The sequence below is a fragment of the Streptomyces sp. A3M-1-3 genome (assembly GCF_024213665.1).
In the GTDB taxonomy this organism is placed as follows: Bacteria; Actinomycetota; Actinomycetes; order Streptomycetales; family Streptomycetaceae; genus Streptomyces.
Genome location: NZ_JANAVP010000016.1, coordinates 23,648 through 43,568, shown reverse-complemented (window position 1 = coordinate 43,568; position 19,921 = coordinate 23,648). Strand labels below are relative to the sequence as shown.

The 19,921-nt window shown below is 70.6% G+C and carries 13 protein-coding genes; 3 read left to right on the top strand and 10 right to left on the bottom strand.

From position 1 onward, the window contains the following. Positions 1-7: 7 nt before the first annotated feature. The 3 genes from NLX86_RS19560 to NLX86_RS19550 form a co-directional block, all read right to left on the bottom strand. Complete coding sequence (locus NLX86_RS19560; protein ID WP_254373023.1) at positions 8-859, bottom strand: hypothetical protein; 852 nt, start codon at positions 857-859, stop codon at positions 8-10. A gap of 373 nt (positions 860-1,232) precedes the next feature. After that, on the bottom strand, positions 1,233-2,030 hold the full coding sequence (locus tag NLX86_RS19555; RefSeq protein ID WP_254373120.1) for a carbon-nitrogen family hydrolase: 798 nt from the start codon (positions 2,028-2,030) through the stop codon (positions 1,233-1,235). 101 nt (positions 2,031-2,131) lie between these two features. Then, a complete protein-coding gene (locus NLX86_RS19550) occupies positions 2,132-2,893 on the bottom strand; it encodes an SDR family oxidoreductase (RefSeq protein ID WP_254373022.1) in 762 nt (253 codons plus the stop codon). 367 nt (positions 2,894-3,260) lie between these two features. Between NLX86_RS19550 and NLX86_RS19545 the strand changes: the two genes are divergently transcribed. Continuing rightward, a complete protein-coding gene (locus tag NLX86_RS19545) occupies positions 3,261-3,869 on the top strand; it encodes a TetR family transcriptional regulator (RefSeq protein ID WP_254373021.1) in 609 nt (202 codons plus the stop codon). Positions 3,870-3,876: 7 nt separating this feature from the next. Here the strand turns inward: NLX86_RS19545 and NLX86_RS19540 are convergent, their stop codons facing one another. The 4 genes from NLX86_RS19540 to NLX86_RS19525 all read right to left on the bottom strand — a co-directional run bounded on the left by NLX86_RS19540 (position 3,877) and on the right by NLX86_RS19525 (position 7,240). Further along, the gene (locus NLX86_RS19540) at positions 3,877-4,737 is read right to left on the bottom strand and encodes an NAD-dependent epimerase/dehydratase family protein (protein WP_254373020.1); all 861 of its coding nucleotides are present in this window, start codon (positions 4,735-4,737) and stop codon (positions 3,877-3,879) included. A gap of 73 nt (positions 4,738-4,810) precedes the next feature. Continuing rightward, positions 4,811-5,251, bottom strand: a complete 441-nt coding sequence (locus NLX86_RS19535; RefSeq protein ID WP_254373019.1) for a hypothetical protein — start codon at positions 5,249-5,251, stop codon at positions 4,811-4,813. Between the two features lie 184 nt (positions 5,252-5,435). Continuing rightward, the gene (locus tag NLX86_RS19530; protein WP_254373018.1) at positions 5,436-6,260 is read right to left on the bottom strand and encodes an ABC transporter permease; all 825 of its coding nucleotides are present in this window, start codon (positions 6,258-6,260) and stop codon (positions 5,436-5,438) included. Then, entirely contained in the window at positions 6,260-7,240 is a 981-nt protein-coding gene (locus tag NLX86_RS19525; RefSeq protein WP_254373017.1) for an ATP-binding cassette domain-containing protein, read from the bottom strand. The genes NLX86_RS19530 and NLX86_RS19525 overlap by 1 nt, the downstream gene beginning before the upstream one ends. Positions 7,241-7,379: 139 nt before the next feature. Here NLX86_RS19525 and NLX86_RS19520 point away from each other — a divergent pair, with 139 nt between their 5' ends. Next, positions 7,380-8,135, top strand: coding sequence for a TioE family transcriptional regulator (locus tag NLX86_RS19520; RefSeq protein ID WP_302061527.1), 756 nt, complete (start codon positions 7,380-7,382; stop codon positions 8,133-8,135). 75 nt (positions 8,136-8,210) lie between these two features. Then, on the top strand, positions 8,211-9,398 hold the full coding sequence (locus NLX86_RS19515; protein WP_254373015.1) for an erythromycin esterase family protein: 1,188 nt from the start codon (positions 8,211-8,213) through the stop codon (positions 9,396-9,398). A 94-nt stretch (positions 9,399-9,492) separates the two neighbouring features. On the opposite strand, the gene NLX86_RS19510 is transcribed toward NLX86_RS19515, so the two are convergent. The 3 genes from NLX86_RS19510 to NLX86_RS19500 all read right to left on the bottom strand — a co-directional run bounded on the left by NLX86_RS19510 (position 9,493) and on the right by NLX86_RS19500 (position 19,918). After that, a complete protein-coding gene (locus NLX86_RS19510) occupies positions 9,493-9,804 on the bottom strand; it encodes a winged helix-turn-helix domain-containing protein (RefSeq protein ID WP_254373014.1) in 312 nt (103 codons plus the stop codon). A gap of 390 nt (positions 9,805-10,194) precedes the next feature. Continuing rightward, complete coding sequence (locus NLX86_RS19505; RefSeq protein WP_254373013.1) at positions 10,195-10,407, bottom strand: MbtH family protein; 213 nt, start codon at positions 10,405-10,407, stop codon at positions 10,195-10,197. A gap of 46 nt (positions 10,408-10,453) precedes the next feature. Next, positions 10,454-19,918, bottom strand: coding sequence for a non-ribosomal peptide synthetase (locus NLX86_RS19500; protein WP_254373012.1), 9,465 nt, complete (start codon positions 19,916-19,918; stop codon positions 10,454-10,456). Positions 19,919-19,921: the final 3 nt, after the last annotated feature.

Here is a 19,921-nt window from a genome sequence, read left to right as displayed (position 1 = left end):
GCGCCGGTCAGACCTCGGCGCCGGTCCGGCGCCGGACCGCCCCGTGCTCCCTGGCCAGCGCGGTCAGCTCCGCGAGGTCGTACAGGGCGCTCTGCCTGGTGCCGTAGCGGGTCAGCTTGCCGCGCCGGACCCACATGCGGATCGTCCCCGTCTGCACGCCGAGTGCGAGCGCCGCCAGTTCCGTGGGCACCCGCCGGGGCCTGGCGTCCGCCGTCTCGCCCTTGGCGAGCTGCTGCGTCGGCGTCAGTACGTGCCCGGCGCCGCACACCGGGCCCCGCAGCACCATCTCGTCACCGCCCCGGCCGGCCATGGAGACCTGGGCGGTGCACCCGGGCTCGGCGCAGTCGCCCAGCGGTATGAGACCGGCCGGCCGCGGGGTGCTCAGGCTTCGCAGGGCGGCCGCCCCGCCCGCGACCTCGTCGGCCACGGCGCCCGCCGCGGGGTGTGCCGCGAGCCAGTCGGCGTGCCGGCCGAGGAGGGCCGCCATGTCCGCCACCGTGCGGCGCGGAGCCCCGGCCGACGGCACCTCGTCGAGCACCAGCTGCGTCCACGCCGCCAGCCGGACGACGACGTCGTGGCGGGCTTCCAGGGCGCCGGAATTCACCGGCAGGCCGCGCTCCCGGCTGCCGGTGATGCGCTGCGTGAAACCGGCCGGCGCGCCCGTCCCCAGGTACTGCTCGCTCTCGTCGTGGAGGTCGGGCAGTGCCGCCAGATCGCGCACCAGCGCGCTTTTGCACGGCGCGCAAAGCCGGGCTCCGGGAGCCGCGCCGCGGCGGTGCGACACGGTGCCGTCACCGTCCGCCCGGCCACAGCGCGTTGAAGCGCAGTACCGCTCGTCGTGCTGAACCCTCTCCGCCACGATCGCAACTCCTTGCCGTACGAGAACACACCCGTCACGCGCGGAGTGCGCGTGCGGGCCGGATCCGGGATTCCCCGGCGCAGGGGCCGGCGGGAAACAAAAAGGCCGCGCAACGGGGCGCGGCCGGAAGTGAGCACCTGGAAGAAGACACACTGGCTCGCCGAGAAGCGTTACACAGCTCGATGGCCCTCCACAAGGGGTGCAGGCGAACTGAGGGGCGAACATCAGCTCCGATCCTGATGGCTCATGACCTTTCCTGCGGAATGAGCGAATTGGCATACGCGGTTGCCGCGTCCCGACCCGAACGACGAAGGTCCCCCGCGCCCATGACGCGGGGGATCTCCTCCAGCAGTGCCGGTTCACGACCGGCTGGCTACACCGGCTGTGGCAGCCCCAGCACCCGGTCACGCAACGCAGGGAATTCGGCCCGGGTCTCGGCGACGACGGCCGGATCGAACTCCGCCACCAGCGTCTCCTCCCCGGCGCCGGCCTCGGCGACGACCTCGCCCCACGGGTCGATCACCGCGCTGTACCCGGCCTGTTCGACCCCGGCGTGCGTGCCCGCCGTATTGCATGCCACCACGTACGCCTGCGACTCGACCGCCCGGGCCCGCGTCAGCAGCGACCAGTGCGCACGACGGCGCGCGGGCCAGCCGGCCGGAACGACGATCACCTGGGCCCCGGCGTCGACCAGCTGCCGGAACTGCTCCGGGAAACGCAGGTCGTAGCAGGTGGCCAGGCCCACCGTCACATCCGGCCCGGCGAGGTGCGCGGTGACGATCTCGTCGCCCCGCGACATCAGGGCGGCCTCGCCCTGGTCGAAGCCGAAGCGGTGGATCTTCCGGTAGGTGCGGTGCAGCCCGCCGTCGGGGGAGAAGAGCAAGGACGTGTTGTACAGCGCCCCGTCCCCGTCCCGCTCCACGATCGAACCGGCGTGCAGCCAGACCTCCGCGTCGTGTGCCGCCGCGCTCATCGCCCGTGCGGTCGGTCCGTCCAGCGGCTCGGCGTGCTCGTGGAAGCCGTCGAAGGAGAACGCCCCGATGCCCCACAGCTCTGGCAGCACCACCAGGTCTGCGCCGCGCTGCTGGCGCACCAGGCCGGCGACCCGCTCACGCCTGGCCGACGCGGGTTCGTCCGCCTTCACGTCGATCTGAAGGAGCGAGACACGCACGGGCACAGCGTCCATCTTGGGTACTTTCCTCTCGGGACTGCGGACATGACGGCGGTTCTCCCGCGGTACTCCGCGGTTGAGCCGGGGGCGGGCGCGCGGCGCTAGCGCAGGTACGAGGCGCCGTTGAGGTCGAGCACGGCCCCGCTGGACCACTCGGCCGCGGGCGAGGCGAGCCAGGCCACGGCGGCGGCGACATCGGCGGGTTCGGCGACCCGGCCCATCGGGTGCTGGGCCAGCACGGCCTCGCCCGCCGCGCCGGCCAGCATCGACTCGGACAGCTCCGTACGGACGAACCCGGGCGCCACGGCCGTGACCGCGATCCCGTACGGAGCCAGGGAGCGCGCCAGCGACTGGCTCAGCGCGTGCACGGCGGCCTTGCTGGCACCGTAGGCGGGAGCGTCGGGCTCCCCCCTGTAGGCGCCGCGCGAGCCCACATTGATGATCCGGGCGCCCCGCGGCCCCTCCGGCCGGTGCAGCAGATGGTCGACCAGGCACCAGGTGAGATTGGCGGGGCCGTGCAGATTGACGTCCACCACCCGCTGCCACGTGGCCTGCCACTGCGCGTACGACGTGCTGTGGACGGGCTGTTCGACGTAGATGCCGGCGTTGTTGACCAGCACGTCCACCGTGCCCAGGGCGGCGACCGCCGCAGCCATGACCGCCTCGGCCTGATCGGGCTGTCCCAGGTCACCCGTCACCACGGCGTGCCCGTCCCCGGGCAGTGCGGACACCACGGCCTCCGCCGCGGCGACGTCCGTACGGCAGTGGACCGCGACGGCATGGCCGGACGCGGCGAGGTCGGCGGCGATGGAGGCCCCGATGCCGCGGGACCCCCCGGTGACAAGGGCGCGAGGACGAATCACGGGCGGGTCTCCTGGGTTGAGCACCCGCCCCGCGTACCGGCCCGTGCGCTGCGCGCCGGCGCAGGTACAGGTAGCCGGCGGGCGGGAGCGCGGCGCACGGCATGAGCTGCATCGGAATTTAAACGGGATCGGCCCGTGAGAGCCCCGCGGGCGAGAACCTGCGACGGATTTGGCACGTTGTGCCGATCCCGCTCCGCCTACCGGGACCGCGCGCCACCGTGCGGCCGTAAACCTCAGGAAACCATTGACGGTTGTGGCAGGTCGGTCTGTACGGATTCTTGTCACGGCCGCATCCTGGGAAGGGCATCAGTCGAGACATGAGGCACATATGCGTTCCCGGCATGGCGCCTTGACGAGAGCGGAGAGCATGAGCAGTCAGGACCGGGCTGAGCGGACGCGCTCCGTTCTCATTCAGGCCGCGGCGATCGAGTTCGACCGCAGTGGTTACGCCGGAGCCGCGATCAGACAGATCACCACCACCGCCGGCCTCACCACCGGGGCCCTGACCTTCCACTTCGACTCCAAGCGCGACCTTGCCGACGCCGTGGTCGCCGAGGCCCAGCAGGCGGTGCGCACCGTCCTGGACGCATGCGTTCCGAAAGCCGGAGCCCCTCTGGACCGGCTGACCGCGGTCGTGGTGGGCCTGGTCCGCGCCCTGGAGCAGGACGTGGTCATGCGCGCCGCGGCCCGCCTGGGGCACGAGCGGGAAGCGGCACTGGAGAACTGGTCCGCCGACTGGCGGCCGGCGCTGGACGCGCTCGCCGGCGAGGCCGACCGGGCGGGCGATCTGCCGGCCGACGTCCGGCCGCACGAAGTGGCCGACCTGGCCGCGCTGTTCATCCGCGGCGCCGACCTCCACCCCCGCCGCCGCGAGTGCGGCCAGGACGCCTCGGGCGTCGAGCAGTTCGTACCGCTCTGGCGCATCGCGCACCGGGGCATGACCGTGGCGGAGCGTACGATGCCCGCCCCGGGTTGACCGGCCCCTAACCGTGCCTCCCGGCCAGGTGCAACCGGTACCAGGGGGCGGCCTCGGCCAGCCGCGCCAACGGCCCCGGCCCCAGCGGAACCCCCGTTTCCGCCCACACCCCCTCGCTGAAGTACCAGTGGTCCTCGGCGATCAGGCGGAACTGACGCTCACTCATGGCGCCGGGGTTCGCCCGTAGTTCGGCCAGGCACCGGTCGAGCGGCCACTGCTCGGCCGGCCCGGGGAGGATCCCCTGCCGGTCCAGCGCGTCGAACAGCTCGCCGGTCGAGACCGGCTCGGGATGTCCCGCGTGCCGGACGCCCAGCCCCGCTCCGGCGGCGGCGACTCCGGCGATCAGGCGGGCGAGATCGCCGACGTCGACCAGTGAGAGCAGCCCCCGCCCGAAGTCCCACCGGGCGGGCACCCGGCGCAGCAGCTCCGCGATGGCGGGCACCACCCACCGGTCGCCCGTCCCCAGGATCAGGCCGGGCCTGAGCACCGTTCCGCCCGCGTCGAGCACCCCCCGCTCGGCGGCGAGCCGGGTGCGGCTCGCCGCCGACACCGGCCGCTCCGGGACGGCGCCGACCTCGATCCCGCGGTGCGGACCCGCCCCGTACACGGCGGCCGTCGACAAGAGCACCACGTGCGCCACCCCCGCGCGCCGGGCCTCGGCGAGAGCCGCGTGCGTCCCGCGGACATTGACCGCCCGGCACAGCTCCTCGTCGGGGCCGATGTACGAGGCCAGCTGGAGCAGCACGTCACTGCCGTCGCACACCCCGCGCAGCGAGGGCGGGTCCAGCAGGTCCGCGCGCACCCACTCCACCCCCTCGGTGTGCGAGCCGCCGGCCCGCCCGGCCCCGCCCCGGGTGGCGGCCCGCACTTCGACGCCCTGGACGGCCAGTTCACGCAGGACAGGGCCCCCACGAACCCCGTCGCGCCGAGGACGGTCGCCCTCACCGCTTGCGTGCGGCGGTGCGGCGGTGCTTGTGGGGACTGACCGTGAGCGATCCCCTGGCCTCGGCGGACGCGGCCGCCGGCAGCAGATACCGCCAGAGGGTGCAGATCCGCTCGGGCAGGTCGGCCCGGCCTGTGGTGACCTGCGAGAACAGCTGGGTACCGGAGAACGCGCTCACCAGGACCACAGCGAACTCGTCCTCGTCCACGTCGGGACCGAGTTCGTCACGGGCCCGGGCCGCCTGGAGCTGGGTGCGGAAGGTGTCCACCCACTGCCGGTAAGGCTCGGCGTCCCGCATGCCGAACTCGCCCTGCTCGACGGCGAGCCGGACCCCGCCGCGCAGCACGGGGTTGGTCTGGAGCTCGGACGCCAGGTAGAGCGTGATGTCGATGAGCCGTTGGAGGCCGTCCGTCATCCGACCCCGTTCGGACGGCGTCACGACATCGCTCCTTACCGGGGAGGCGAGACCCCTCTGCCGGGGCCCGCTGCGAGCCCCGCTGCAAGAGCCTCCGTCATGAAGGCTCCCATCGAAGTGACGGCGCATCAGTCCACGGACAAGGCATGCGGCCGGGTTCGGAGATCGTCCGTCCCCCGGCCGCACGCTCGCTGGTCAGCGCTGCAGGTCAGTGGGAGCGCGACGCGTACTTGCGCACCGCGAGCGGCGCGAAGACCGCGATCAGGCCGATCGACCAGGCGAGCGTCTGGAGCACGTAACTGCCCACCGGGCCGCCGCTGAACAGTGCGCGCAGCGCGTTGACGGCTGCGGTCATGGGGCTGTGGTCGGCGTAGACCCGCAGCCATCCCGGCATGGTCTCGGTCGGCACGAAGGCCGAGGAGATCAGGCTGAAGGGGAAGATCCATATGGTGCCGGCCGCCTGGGCGGCCTCCGCGTTGCGCAAGGACAGACCGATGAAGGCACCGAACCAGGACAGCGCGTAACCGAAGAACAGCAACAGCAGCATGCCGCCGAGCGCTGACAGGAAGCCGTCGAGGAAGCGGAAGCCGATGAGCAGGCCGACGACGAGCGTTACGCTCACGGCGACGACGTTGCGCAGGACCTCCGAGAGCGTGCGGCCGACGAGCACGGCGGAACGGCTCATCGGCATCGAACGGAAGCGGTCCATCAGTCCGTGGCGCATGTCCGTGGCCACGCCGATGGTGGTACCGGCGGCCGAACCTACGAGCACCATCTGCACGAAGATGCCGGGCAGCAGGAACTGGGGGTAGTCCCCGCCCTTCACGTCGATCGCGCCGCCGAAGACGTACGCGAACAGCAGGATGAACATCACCGGCTGGAGGAGCGAGAGCATCACCAGGTCGGGGCTGCGCAGAATGTGGCGGGTGTTGCGCAGCGCCATCTCCCACGCGTCGGAGGCCCACCACGAGAACCCGCTCTGCGGCCGCGTGGTCACCGTGTCGCTCTGCGGCTTCAAGGTCGTGGACGCCATCACCGCTCACCGTCCTTTCCAGCGTCCTGCTCGTCGGTCTTGCGCTCGGCGGGGTGGCCGGTGACGGCGAGGAACACGTCGTCGAGGGTGGGGCGGCGGACGGCCACGTCGCGGATCGCGACACCGGAGCCCCTGAGCAGATGCAGCAGATCGGCCAGCGTGCCGCCGTCGGACAGCGGCGCGTGCACCCGCATGGTCTCCAGGTCGACGACCGGCTCGGTGCCCAGCTTCCGCCGCAGGATCTCCCTGGTCTTCTCGACGGCGGCGCCGTCGATGAGGGCCACGTCGGCCCAGTCATGGCCCACCTGCGCCTTGAGTTCGTCCGGTGTGCCGCTCACGATGACCTTGCCCCTGTCGATCACCGACAGCGAGTCGGCGAGGTGGTCGGCCTCCTCCAGGTACTGCGTCGTGAGCAGCACGGTCGTGCCCTCCGTGACCAACTCGCCCACGATCCGCCACACATCGAGGCGGCTGCGCGGGTCCAGGCCGGTGGTCGGCTCGTCGAGGAAGATGAGTCTGGGCCGTGCCATGAGGCTCGCGGCGAGGTCGAGCCTGCGGCGCATCCCGCCCGAGTACGTCTTCGCCTGCCGGTCGGCCGCCTGGCCCAGGTCGAAGCGCTTCAGCAACTCGCCGGCGCGTGCCCTGCAGTCGGGCTTGGACAGCCGGAACAGCCTGCCGATCATGTGCAGGTTCTCGCGCCCGGTCAGCAATTCGTCGATCGCGGCGTACTGGCCGGTCAGTCCTATGGTGGACCGCACCCGCCATGGGTCGACGCGGACATCGACGCCGAAGACCTCGGCCATCCCGTCGTCCGGCCTGAGCAGGGTGCTCAGGACGCGGACGGCGGTCGTCTTGCCTGCTCCGTTGGGGCCGAGCAGCCCGTGCACCGTGCCCTCCGGCACGGTGAGGTCAAGGTGATCGAGTGCCGCCACCGGTCCAAAACTCTTACACAGTCCAGCCACTTCGATCGCTGCCGGCATTTACCAGGTTTCCCTTCTCGGGACGAACCGCTGAACTTCCCTGCTCACTGACGCTCAAGCGTATACCTGCAATACCCGTTGAAACTTTTTAGGAAAGGCTGCAAGGGTTGGTGCGCTAAAGTTTAAAACCGTGGATTACCTGCGCCCCTTCGATCTCGCCCGCGAGCACGGCATCTCGACCCAGGCGGTGCGCAACTACGAGCGGGACGGATGCATTCCGGTGGCCGAACGCACCGCGTCCGGCTACCGGACCTACACCGAGGTGCACGCGGCGGCCCTGCGCGCCTATCTGGCGCTCATCCCGGCGCACGGCTACGCACTGAGCGGGCAGATCATGGGGGCGCTCAACGCGGGCGAACTCGACGCCGCGCTGACCGCCGTCGACCGCGGCCACGCCCAACTGCTGCGTGACCGGGTAACACTGGACGCGGTCGGACAGGCCGTCGAGCACCTCACCACCGGCGCGGACACCGCCGCGCACGCACCCGCGGGCACCGAGACCCTCAGCATCGGAGAACTCGCCCGCCGCCTCGGCGTCACCGCTGCGACCCTCCGCAACTGGGAGGAGACGGGCATCCTCGCCCCCGCCCGCGAGCCGGTCACCGGACACCGCATGTACGGCGCCAACGACATCCGCGACGCGGAACTCGCCCATCTCCTCAGGCGCGGCGGCTACTCGCTGGAGCACATCTCCACCGTGGTCCAGCAGCTCCGTACGGCCGGCGGCACCGAGGCGCTGTCCGCCGCCCTCGACGACTGGCGGCGAAGACTCACCACCCGGGGGGTCTCGATGCTCGACGCGGCCGTCCGGCTCGGCCAGTACGTGGCCCTCCTCGGCATCGCCCCGCCCCTCCCGCGACCTGACCAACGGTTTGAAACTTCACAACACGGCTGAGCGGCAACTGGGCAGCTGAAGCCTTCGAAAGTCTCAAAGGGTCTTTCAATGGTTCAATTGAGACACATGAGACACATGAGACAGGATATTCGGGACCTAACCATCGCCCCATGTGACGTACTGGCCCTCGGTGAACCGACGCACCAGGAACCCGCCTTCGGGTGGGTCCGCAACGAACTGTTCGTTCAGCTGGCCGAGCGCGGCTTCCGGTCGATCGCCCTCGAAACCGATCGCGTGGCCGCGCTCATCGTGAACGACTTCGTCCAGGAGGGAATCGGAAGCCTCGACACGGTGATGAGCGAAGGCTTCTCCCACGGCTTCGGCGACCTGGAAACCAACAGGCGACTTATCGCGTGGATGCGCGACCACAACCAGAACCGGCCGCCTGAGGAGTGCCTGGCCTTCCATGGTTTCGACGCCCCGCTGGAGAACGCCGGCGCACCCAGCCCGCGGCGCTACCTCGAACACGCCCGCGACTACCTGCGACTCGACCTCGACCTCGCGGGGCTCCTCGGAGACGACGAACGCTGGAGCCGCACGGAGGCGGTCATGGACCCGGCCATGTCGATCGGTGCCACGCCCGAGGCCGAGCGGCTGCGACTGATCGCCGACGACATGCTCACCCTGCTCTACGCGCACGCGCCGGAGAGGACCGCGGCGGCTTCACACGCCGAGTGGCTCCGGGCCAAGACGCACCTCACCGCCGGGCTCGGCCTGCTGCGGTATCACAAGCAGGCAGCACAGCACCTCGACCTCAGTGCACGGCTCTCCCGCCTGCTCGCCGTCCGGGACGCGCTCATGGCCCAGAACCTCCTCGACATCCGAAGCGACGAGGGACGACGGGGCGCGACGCTGGTCTTCGCCCACAACCTCCACCTGCAGCGGAACCAGAGCTCCTGGCACCAGGCGGACATGGATGTCACCTGGTCCGGCGCCGGCACCATCGTGGGGTCGATGCTGGGCGAGCAGTACACCTTCGTCGCGGGCAGCCTGGGCCGCAGCGAAGCCATAGGGCTTCGGGATCCCGAGCCGGACACCTACGAGGGCTTCCTCCAGAGCCGTACCAGCACCTGGGGTCTGACGACGGGCACCACGGTCGCTCCCGCCCGCACGCGGACCGACACCACCCCGCGGCAGGGCTACATCCCGCTCGACCGGACAACCCTCGACAGGGCCGACGCAGTCCTGCACATCAGCGACGGCACGGCTGTCCTCACACCGTCACAGGACGGACTCCGCCTGGCCGCGCTGAGAGAACAGTGAACGGGCGAAACGGCGGGTCAAGCGACGTTTGAGTTCCTTTCCCGCCGAGCCGCCAGGCCCCCCGAGCCGGTCGGGCACAACCACCGGTCCCTGGTCAGGAGACCGCGTTCTCCAGCACGTAGCCGCGGCCCCACGCGGTCCGGATGACCAGATCCATCGGGGACAGGCGGCGACGGAGGCGCATGATGTGCAGGTCGAGCGAATTTCTCGTCACCATCGGCATCGGCACTCGCTCGGCAAGGCGCTGCGCGAGTTCGTGCCGGTACACCACCTCCCCGAAGTGTTCTATGAGCAGCTCCATCAGTTCGGTCTGGGCATTCGAGATGGTGATGGATTGCTGTCCGAAACTCAGCGTTCCGGCCGAATCGAGTGTCGGAACCTGACGGCTGTCGAGCCGGTTCTGCAACGCTCTGACCCGAGCATCCAGGTCATCCCGAGATATCGGTGCACGAACCCAGTCTTCAAATGGGTCGTTGCAGACCGGCGGACGTGCACCTCCCTCGACGACGAGAAGACGGGGTAAGCCTTCCCTCTTACATCGATTCCGAAGGTCCGTTTGTGCCGGCCATCGGACGAACATGACGTCGCTGTTTGTGCCTCCCACAGCACTAGCCTCCCCGTTGACGCTCATAATGGGTCACCATCTGTGCCTGCATATGGCGCACTTACGTCTGCCGTGCGTGCGTAACTGGTGGAAAGCCATGATAGTTCGGTCGTTATGGCTGGCAATCGGGCGGCAGCACCGATGTGTTCCGGGCGGCCCCGGGGCCCGCTCCCCGCAACACGGCGCTGTGGCTTACCGGTTCATCGCCTCCTGAAGACTGCGGGGCCGCATGTCGGCCCAGTTCTCCTCCACGTAGGCGACGCTCTCCGCCCGTCCCGCCGGCCCGAAGGCGATACGCCAGCCGGCCGGCACCTCGGCGAACGTGGGCCAGAGCGAATACTGGTCCTCGTCGTTGACCAGCACATGGAACCGGCCATTCTCATCGTCGAACGGATTGGTGCTCACCCGTGTCCTCCAGATCACTTTCCACCGGTCAGGGGTTTGGTCAGGGTCACTTCGCGGCCCGCAGAATCCGGTTGATGAATCGGCTGATCTCAGCCGCGTTCCGTGGCCAGTACATCTCGTTGTGAGCGCAGGAGACGTCGATGCGCTGCACCCGGCCGTCGACGTGCTCCTGCCACAGCACCTCGAGTTCCTCCTCCAACTCCCGCTTGTCGTGTGTCTCCGGGTCGAGGAGTGCGTTGAAGAAGACGACATCGCCGCGGTACCGCGGTGAAGTGAACCGCCGCATCTGCTCCATCTGCCCGACGAAGATCGACGAGGCGGTGGCCACCAGGGACGGGTACTCCTCCATGCCGGCCAGGTGACCCATGTAATTGGCGAGGAATCGGCGCACCATGGCCTCGTCGAGAGCTTCCAGGTCGGCGAAGTGGCTGGAGGGCGCGGAGTCCAGCAGCGCCAGGAGCGCCACCTCGTGCCCGCGGCGCTGCAGTTCCGCCGCCATGGCGTGGGCCAGCGTGCCACCGAAGGACCAGCCCAGCAGGTGGTAGGGGCCGCTCGGCTGGACCTCCAGCACCTGCTGCAGATAGTCGTCGACCATCTCCTCGACGGAGTTCGCCGGCGGTGTGGTTCCGTCGAAGCCGCGCGCCTGGATGCCGTAGAGCGGCCAGGAGGGGTCCACGTGCCGGGCGAAGCCCATGTAGGGCCAGCTCAGCCCGCCGCCCGGGTGCAGCCACCACAGCGGGGGCTTCTCCCCCTCGGTGCGGATCGGCAGCAGCACGGCGAACGGATCCTCGAAGCCCACCTGCGTGTCCGCGGACAGCTGCGCGGCGAGCTCGGCCACCGTGGGGTACTGGAACACCGTCCGGATCGGCACGTCCACGCCCAGCTTCTCGTGGATCCGCCAGACGAGGCGGGTCAGCCGCAGGGAGTGGCCGCCGCAGGCGAAGAAGTCGTCGTCGATCCCGACCCGGTCCAGGCCCAGCACCTCGGCGAACAGCCCGGCGAGTTCCTCCTCGCGCGGCGTGCGCGGCGCGCGGTAGTCGCCGCCGGTCGGGTCGGGCTCGGGCAGTGCGGCGCGGTCCACCTTCCCGTTCTCGGTGAGCGGCAGCCGGTCGAGGACCGTGATCTCGCCGGGCATCATGAACTCCGGCAGTCGGCCCGCGAGTTGCTCTCGCAGCCGCGAGGGCAGCCGTGACACGCGGCGGGACACCGCGGGCACGTTCACCAGGCGGGACGAGGGGGCATCGGCCGGCCGGTACACGCCGTCGCAGCAGGAGGCGTCGACGTCGGGCAGGACGACCGCCTCGAAGCAGTCCGCCGCCTGTGCCGACCACGTGCAGTACACGGCGAGCCCGCGTGCGGTGCCCCATGCCTCCAGCTCGGCGGGGTCGAGCGTGCCCCCCGACTCTACGGGGGCGCCCCACTCGCCGGCCTCGCCTGCCAGCCTGGAGTTGGGGATGCGGGTCAGGCGCAGTTGGCCGCCGTGCCGGGCCAGCGCGGTCTCCACGTCGGCCAGTTCATGGACGTCCGCTCCCCAGACCGCCGCGGGCAGGTCCGCCAGGTGCAGCGGTCGGCCGGGCTCCTTGTGCAGCACGACCTCGTAGCGGTGGCGGGTGAGCTCGTTGTGGTGAGCGCCCTGCTTGAGGCGGATGTCGGCGACGGCGTCCGGACGCGCCTCGGCCCAGCGCGTGAAGTAGCCCGGGTCGATGACCAGTTCCTTCTCGCCCAGCACCGCGCGTTCGACCGCGGCCTGCACGGCGGCCGGGCCGTCGTCCGGTTGTCGGCAACGGTGGACCGCGGCGCTGAACGTCCGCAGGGTCCGGTAGTTGCGGACGTCACCGATCACGATGCGTCCGCCGGGCGCGAGCCGGTCCATCGCGATGTCGAGCACCCGGGTGAGATAGTCGGCGTCCGGGAAGTACTGCACGACCGAGTTGAGGATCACCGTGTCGAAGAACCCCGCCGGCAGACCGTCCGGGTCGTCGGCCGGCCGGCAGCGCAGGGACACCTTGTCCGACAGCCGCCGGTCGGCGGCGACCTGGGCACGCAGCCGCTCGATGACGGGTGCCGAGAAGTCGGTGCCCCAGTACTCCTCGGCCTCCGGCGCCAGCGGTCCCAGCAGCAGGCCCGAGCCGACGCCGAGCTCCAGCACCCGGCGCGGGTGCAGGTCGCGCACCCGCTTGAGCACGGCCTCGCGCCAGGCCCGCATCTCGGGCAGCGGGATGGGCCGGCCGGTGTAGGAGCTGTTCCATCCGGTGAAGTCCTCGCCGACCCCGCCCGGGTCGACCGCGGTCTCGCCGTACATGTCGTCGTAGATCTCACGCCACTCGCCGACGTGCTCGACGGCGTCGCCGTCGGAGGACGCGGACGCGTCGGGTACCACGTAGGCGACCAGTCGGCGTTCACCGAGCCGGTCCTGGCGCGCGACGACCACCGCATGCGCCACACCGTCCTGCTCGCGCAGCACCGCCTCGACCTCACCCGGCTCCACACGGAAGCCGCGGAGCTTGATCTGGTTGTCGGCCCGGCCCAAGTACTGAAGGCTCCCGGCCGTGTTCCAGCGCACCAGATCGCCCGTGCGGTACATCCGCGCCCCCGGCGGCCCGAACGGGTCGGGAACGAACCGCACGCCGGTCAGGCCCGGCCGGCCCGCGTACCCGAGGGCCACCCCGTCCCCCCCGATGTACAGCTCACCCACCACACCGGGCGGCACCGGCCGCAACCGGTCGTCCAGGACCAGCAGCCGGCTGCCGTCCATGGGTTCGCCGATCGGCAGCGGGTCGGTGCACCGGTCCACCGAGGACACCCGGTGCCGGGCAGCGAACGTGGTGGTCTCCGTCGGGCCGTACCCGTTCACCACGGTGAGGCCGGGACAGGCGTCGAGGACCCGGCGGACGGCGGTCGGCGAGAGTACGTCACCGCCCGCCCACACCTCGCGGACGGCGCTGAAGCACTCTGGGTGCTGCTCGGCCATCACGGCGAAGAGCCCGGCGGTCAGCCACAGCCCGGTCACCGCCCGCTCGGCGATGACATGGGCCAGTTCCGCGGTGTCCGGCCTGCCGGCGCGTGCCACCACCGCCGTGCCGCCGCCGAGCAGCGGCACCCACAGCTCGTACGTCGACGCGTCGAACGTGTGCGCCGAGTGGACCAGGACGCGGCGGTGGGCACCCCAGCAGCCGTCGAGCGCGAGGTCGACCACGTTCCGGTGGGTCACCTCGACCCCCTTGGGGCGGCCGCTGGAGCCGGACGTGTACATCACGTACGCGACGCTCTGCTCGCCGACGCCGACGGCCTCGGGCGGCGAGTCCGGGTACCCGTCGAGGTCCTCGTCGGCGAGTCCTTCGTCCACGGTGACGGTAGGGGCGAGGTCCGCGAGCATGAACTCGATGCGCTCGGGCGGATGGGTGGGGTCGATCGGCGCGTAGGCGGCCCCCGTCTTCAGCACCCCGAGGATCGCGGCGATGAGCAGCGGTGAGCGTTCGAGCACGAGCGCCACCCGGGTGTGCGGGCGGGCGCCGCGTGCCCGGAGGTGGCGGGCGATGCGATTGGCCCAGCGGTCCAGTTCGGCGTAGGTCCAGCTGAGCGTGCCGTCCGCGGAGACCAGCGCGGTCGCGTCCGGGGTCGCGGCGGCCGTGGCGGCGAACCGTTGGTGGAGGGTGCCGGCCACAAACCGGGCGTCCCGGCCCTGGCCGCCCCACCGGGTCAGCGCCGCGCGCTCGCCGTCGGCGAGGATGTCCACGGCCCCGATGGGTGTGTCCGGCGCGGCGACCACCTGGCGCAGGAAGTGCAGCCAGCGTTCGAGCAGCGTGGTGATCGTCCCGGCGTCGAACAGTTCCGTCGCGTACTCCGCGGACCCGTCGATCCGGGCCGGCCCGTCGTCGTCGATTTCGGTGAGGCTGATGAACAGGTCGAAGCGCGAGGTGCCGATGCTGAACGGTTCCTCGGACACCGTCAGGCCCGGCAGGGCGAACTCCGGGCGCGCGTTGTTCTGCAGCGCCAGGCACACCTGGAAGAGCGGGTGGTGCGCGGGCGATCGCACCGGGTTCAGCACCTCGACCAGGTGCTCGAACGGAATGTCCTGGTGGTCGTACGCGGCGAGGCTCGTCTCCCGCACCCGGCCGACGAGTTCGGTGAAGCCGGGGTCGCCGGAGGTGTCTGCCCGCAGCACCCATGTGTTGACGAAGAAGCCGACCAGCCGGTTGAGCGCCTCGTCGGTGCGTCCGGCGATGGGCGAACCGATCGGCACGTCCGTGCCCACGCCCAGCCTGGTGAGCATCGCGGCCAGCCCCGCCTGCAGCACCATCGACACCGTGGCGCCGGTCTCCCGGGCCAACCGTCGTACGCCCTCGGTGAGTTGGTCGTCGAGTTCGAGCGGCACCAGATCGCCGGCGTACGACGCCACCGCGGGCCGTGACCGGTCGGTGGGCAGTTCGACGGTCTCCGGCAGTTCGGCCAGGTGGGTCGTCCAGTAGTCCAGCTGACGCCGGTACAGACTGCCCGGGGCGTCGCTGTTCCCCAGCAGCTCCCGCTGCCACAGGGTGTAGTCCGCGTACTGCACCGGAAGCGGCTCCCACTCCGGCGGCCGGCCGCCGCGGCGGGCCCCGTACGCCGCGGTCAGGTCCTGGGCGAGCGGGAGAGCCGACCAGCCGTCCGCCGCGATGTGGTGCGCGCAGATGAGGAACACCGACTCCAGCTCGCTGATCCGGAACAGCCATGCGCGCAGCGGGATCTCGCCGGCCAGGTCGAACGGCAGGCGCGCCGCATCCCGCAGGGCGTCGGGGAGTTCGGCCTCGGTGACCTCGCGCTTCTGCCAGGGAACCTCGATCGCGGTCGGCTCCAGGATCTGCTGGTACGGCTGCCCGTCAGCCTCGCCGAAGACGGTGCGCAGCGACTCGTGCCGCACCACGACGTCGTGCACGGCCCGGCGGAGCGCCGCCGCGTCGAGTTCGCCGCGCATCCGCAGGGCGAGGGAGACGTTGTAGGTCGCCGAAGGCCCCTCGAAGCGGTGGATGAACCACAGCCGCTGCTGGGCGAAGGAGACCGGCAGCCGCTCGGGCCTGTCCTGGGGGAGCAGCGGCGGGCGGACGTTGCTCAGGGTCGTCAGGTGTGCCGCCAGTTCGGCGACCGTGGGCGCCTGGAAGACGAGCCGGATCGGGATCTCCACGCCGTGCACGGCGCGAACCCGGCTGACCAGTCGGGTGGCCAGCAGCGAGTGCCCGCCGACGGTGAAGAAGTTGTCGTCCACGCCGACCCGGTCGAGTCCGAGCACCGCGGCGAACAGCGCGCACAGCGACTCCTCCTCTGGCGTGGAGGGGGCCCGGCCACCGCTGCCGGCCGTGTAGTCCGGTACGGGCAGCGCGCGCCGGTCCGGCTTGCCGTTGTCCGTCAGCGGCACGCTGCCGATGGGCACGATCGCGGCCGGCACCATGTACTCGGGCAGGGTTTCCCGCAGGTACGCGCGCAGGGCGGGCAGCAGCGCGGTGATGGCGCCGGCGTCCGCGGGGTCGTTGACCAGCGCGCGTTCGCCCGCCGCAGGCACGTACGTTCCGGTGAGGGGCGCACCGGACACCGAGCCGTCCCGGAAGAGGATCACGTCGACCTGGTCGACTGCGTTCGCCGACCAGGTCACCACCGCGTCCCAGCCGTGCCGCGCGGCCCACGCCCGGACGTCGGCCGGGTCGAGCGACGGCACCTGTGACGCGGCGGAGTCCTCATGGCCAAGGTCGCGCGCCGTCGTGACCTCCCCGGTCAGGCGCGCGTTCGGAACGGCGGTGATCCGCACGACCGGCGCGGCGTGGTCGCGCACCCGGCCGGCGAGGCGGCCCAGGTGTCCGTCCCAGACCAGGGAGGGGACGGCGTCCAGCCGCCGCAACTCGCCCGGTTCCCCGGCGCCCGGCTTGTGCATCACGACCTCGTAGCGGTGCCGGGTGAGCTCGTTGTGGTGGGTGCCGTCCTTGATCCGGACGTCGACGCCGGCTCCCCCGGTCCGCTCCGACCATCGCAGGAACCACGCGGGGTCGACGACCAGTTCCTTCTCCAGCAGGACGGCCTGTTCCACCGCGTTGCGCAGCACGGCCGGTGCCGCGTCCGGGTGTTTCGCCCGCTGGACGCCCGCCTGCAGCACCCGCAGCGAGTTCGCTCGCCGGATGTCGCCGAGGACGATTCGGCCGCCCGGTGCGAGCAGTTCCCAGGCGCCGTTCAGGACCTGTTCGAGGTACCGCTCGTTCGGGAAGTACTGCACGACCGAGTTGAGCACCACGGTGTCGAATCCGCCCCGGGGAAGTCCGGAGAGTTCGTCGGCGGCCTGGCAGCGCAGCCGGACCCGGTCGGACAGGCCGGCCCGCGTCACCTGGTGCCGCAACCGCTCGATCACCGACGAGGAGAAGTCGGTGGCCCAGTACTCCTCCACCCGGCCCGCGAGGTGCGCGAGCAGGAGGCCCGAGCCGACACCGAGTTCGAGGACGCGCCTGGGTGACCAGCACAGGACGCGTTCCACCGCGGCTTCCCGCCAGGCACGCATCTCGTCGAGCGGGATCGGCTCACCGGTGTAGGAGCTGTTCCAGCCGGTGAAGTCCTCGCCGAGCTCGCGGTCGGCGGCGTCCAGGTATGCCTGGTCGTAGACCTCCTGCCACTCCCCGACTTGCTCGTCCGCCCCGCGCGCGCTGTCCACGGCCTCGGTGTCGGCGACGACGTAGGCGACCAGGCGCAGGTCGCCGGGGTGGTCCTCGCGGGCGGTGACGATGGCCTGGCGGACGGCCGGATGGCGGGTGAGGGTGTGCTCGATCTCGCCGGGTTCGACGCGGAACCCGCGCAGCTTCACCTGGTTGTCCGCGCGGCCGAGGAAGCAGATGTTGCCGTCCGGGAAGAAGCTGGCGCGGTCACCGGTCCGGTAGAGCCGGTCGCCGTCCCGCGCACTGAACGGGTCGTCGATGAAGCGTTCCGCGGTCAGCTCGGGCCGGTTGACGTAGCCGACGCAGAGGCAGTCCCCGCCGATGTAGAGGTCGCCCTCGACGCCGACCGGGCACGGCTCCATGTTCTCGTCGAGCACGTAGTAGCGGGCGTTGTCGATGGGACGGCCGTAGGGGATGCTGCGCCATTGCGGATCGATGTCCCGGACTCGGAAGTAGTTGGACCACACCGTCGCCTCGGTCGCCCCGCCGAGGCTGATGATCTCGGCGCCGGTGAACACCCTGCGGACCTCGTCGGGCAGGGACAGCGGCGTGTAGTCGCCGGAGAGGAACACCAGGCGCAGGTCGTCGGTTCCCTCGTACCCGGTGTTCCCGGAGAGCAGGGAGGCCACCTGGTTGAGGGTGGTGGGCACCGAGTCCCAGAAGGTGATCGGCTCGGTGAGCAGGACGTCGAGCAGCAGCCGGGGGTCGCGTTGCTGGGTGGCGTCCGCGATGTAGAGGCCGCCGCCCCGGCCGAGCAGGCCGAAGATGTCGAAGACGGAGAGGTCGAAGCCCAGCGAGGTGACGCACAGGGCCACGTCGTGGGGGCCGAACTCGAAGGTGCTGTAACACCAGTTGAGCAGGTTGTGCACCGGTCGGTGGGTGACCGCGACGCCCTTGGGCCTTCCGGTGCTGCCGGAGGTGAAGATGATGTACGCCGTGTTGTCCGGCCCGGCGACCGGCTCCGGATTGCGCTCGGCCTCGGGGGAGAGCGACGCCGGCGACGCCTCGGGCCCGCCCACCTCGACGAGCTCGACACCGTCCGGGACAGCCCAGCGTTCGGTGTCGGGCGTGGACAGCACGACGCTCGCCCCGGCGTCGGCGAGCATACCGGCGACGCGGTCGGCCGGCAGTGACGGTTCGAGGGGCAGGTAGGCCCCGCCCGCTTTGAGCACGCCGAACACGGCGGCGATCATGACCGGACCACGGGGGGTGCCGACTCCGACGACGGTCTCCGGGCCGACGCCCCGTTCCTTGAGTTCCCAAGCGATCCGGTTCGCCTGCCTGTTCAGCTCGCCGTAGGTCATGGTTCCCCCGGCCCAGCGCAGCGCGATCGCGTCCGGCCGCCGCTCGGCCTGCTCCTCGAAGAGCAGGTGAATCGGTCCCGGGCAGGGGAATTCGCGGGCTGTGTCGTTCCACTCGACGAGGATCTTCCGGCGTTCCTCGGCGTCGAGCGGGGTGCCGGTGGTCTCGGGCAGCGCAGCCGGGGTGGTTTCGGGCGAACTGTGCTTCCGCTCCGCGTCGGTCAGCACGTCGACGGCGCCGACGGTGCTCCGCGGGTCGGCCACCACCTGCTCGACCACGCGCACGAACCGCGCCGCGATGTCCTCCACCGTCGAGCGGTCGAAGAGATCGGTGGCGTACTCGATTTCGCCCACGACCGATCCGGTGGACTCGTCCGGCGCCAGATTGAAGAACAGATCGAACTTTGCGGTGCCGGTGGGAAGGGGTTCCATCGACACCGTCAGACCGGGCATGTCCAATTGCGGCGGCACATTGTTCTGCCACGCGAACACCACCTGGAACAACGGGTGATGAGCGGTCGATCGTTCCGGCCTCAACAACTCCACGAGCCGCTCGAACGGCACATCCTGATTGTCGTATGCCGCAAGCGCCTTCCGCCGAACCTGGTCAAGCACCCACTCGAACGACCGTTCCGAGTTCAACTGCACGCGCAATGCCCACGTATTGACAAAAAGCCCCACCAGATCATTCAGCGCCTCATCCGTGCGGCCCGCGATCGGCGACCCGACGGTGACATCTCTACTACCTCCCCACCGATGCAACAACACCACCAACGCGGCCTGGAGCACCATCGACACCGTCACACCACGAGCCCGCGCCAACCCCTCGATTCGCGCCAGCAACTCACTTGACAGCCCGGTCTCCACCGACCCGCCCCGGAAACTCGCCACCTCGGGGCGGGGTCTGTCCAAAGGTAGAGGTAAAGGCTTCGAAACCCCCGCCAACTCCTCCCGCCAATACGCCGTCTGAACCGATAGAACACTGGCCGGATCGGACTTGTCCCCCAGTAATTCCTGCTGCCACAACGCGTAATCCGCATACTGTACGGGCAGTTCGGACCATTCCGTCGCACTGCCGGCCACCCGGGCCCGGTAAGCCACCGACACATCGCGCGCCAAAGGCGCCAACGATCCACCGTCACCGGCAATGTGGTGAATCACCAGAACCAATACGAATTCTTCTTCACCGCACTGTACGAGGCACCCGCGCAGCGGGATGTCGACCGACAGGTCGAACCAGCTGCCGGCCACCGACGACACCACACCCGGCACCCGGTCGGGAGCCACCCGGCCCCAGTCCTTCCAGGGCAGCTCGATCTCGGCCGGGTCGAGAATGCGCTGGAAGGGCTGGCCGTCGACGTCTCCGAACATCGTTCGCAGGACCTCGTGGCGCACGATCACGTCCTGGAACGCCGCGCGCAACGCACCGGTGTCGAGCGCCCCGTGGAACCGCAGGAGCAACGGGATGTTGTATGTCGAGGAAGGGCCTTCGAAGCGGTTGATGAACCACATCCGCCGCTGCGCGTACGACAAGGGAATCATGGT

Coding starts and splice junctions, on each gene's coding strand:
- NLX86_RS19530 (WP_254373018.1), bottom strand. CDS start 6,260: ATGGCGTCCACGACCTTGAAGCCGCAGAGCGACACGGTGACCACGCGG.
- NLX86_RS19500 (WP_254373012.1), bottom strand. CDS start 19,918: ATGATTCCCTTGTCGTACGCGCAGCGGCGGATGTGGTTCATCAACCGC.
- NLX86_RS19515 (WP_254373015.1), top strand. CDS start 8,211: ATGAGACAGGATATTCGGGACCTAACCATCGCCCCATGTGACGTACTG.
- NLX86_RS19545 (WP_254373021.1), top strand. CDS start 3,261: ATGAGCAGTCAGGACCGGGCTGAGCGGACGCGCTCCGTTCTCATTCAG.
- NLX86_RS19525 (WP_254373017.1), bottom strand. CDS start 7,240: ATGCCGGCAGCGATCGAAGTGGCTGGACTGTGTAAGAGTTTTGGACCG.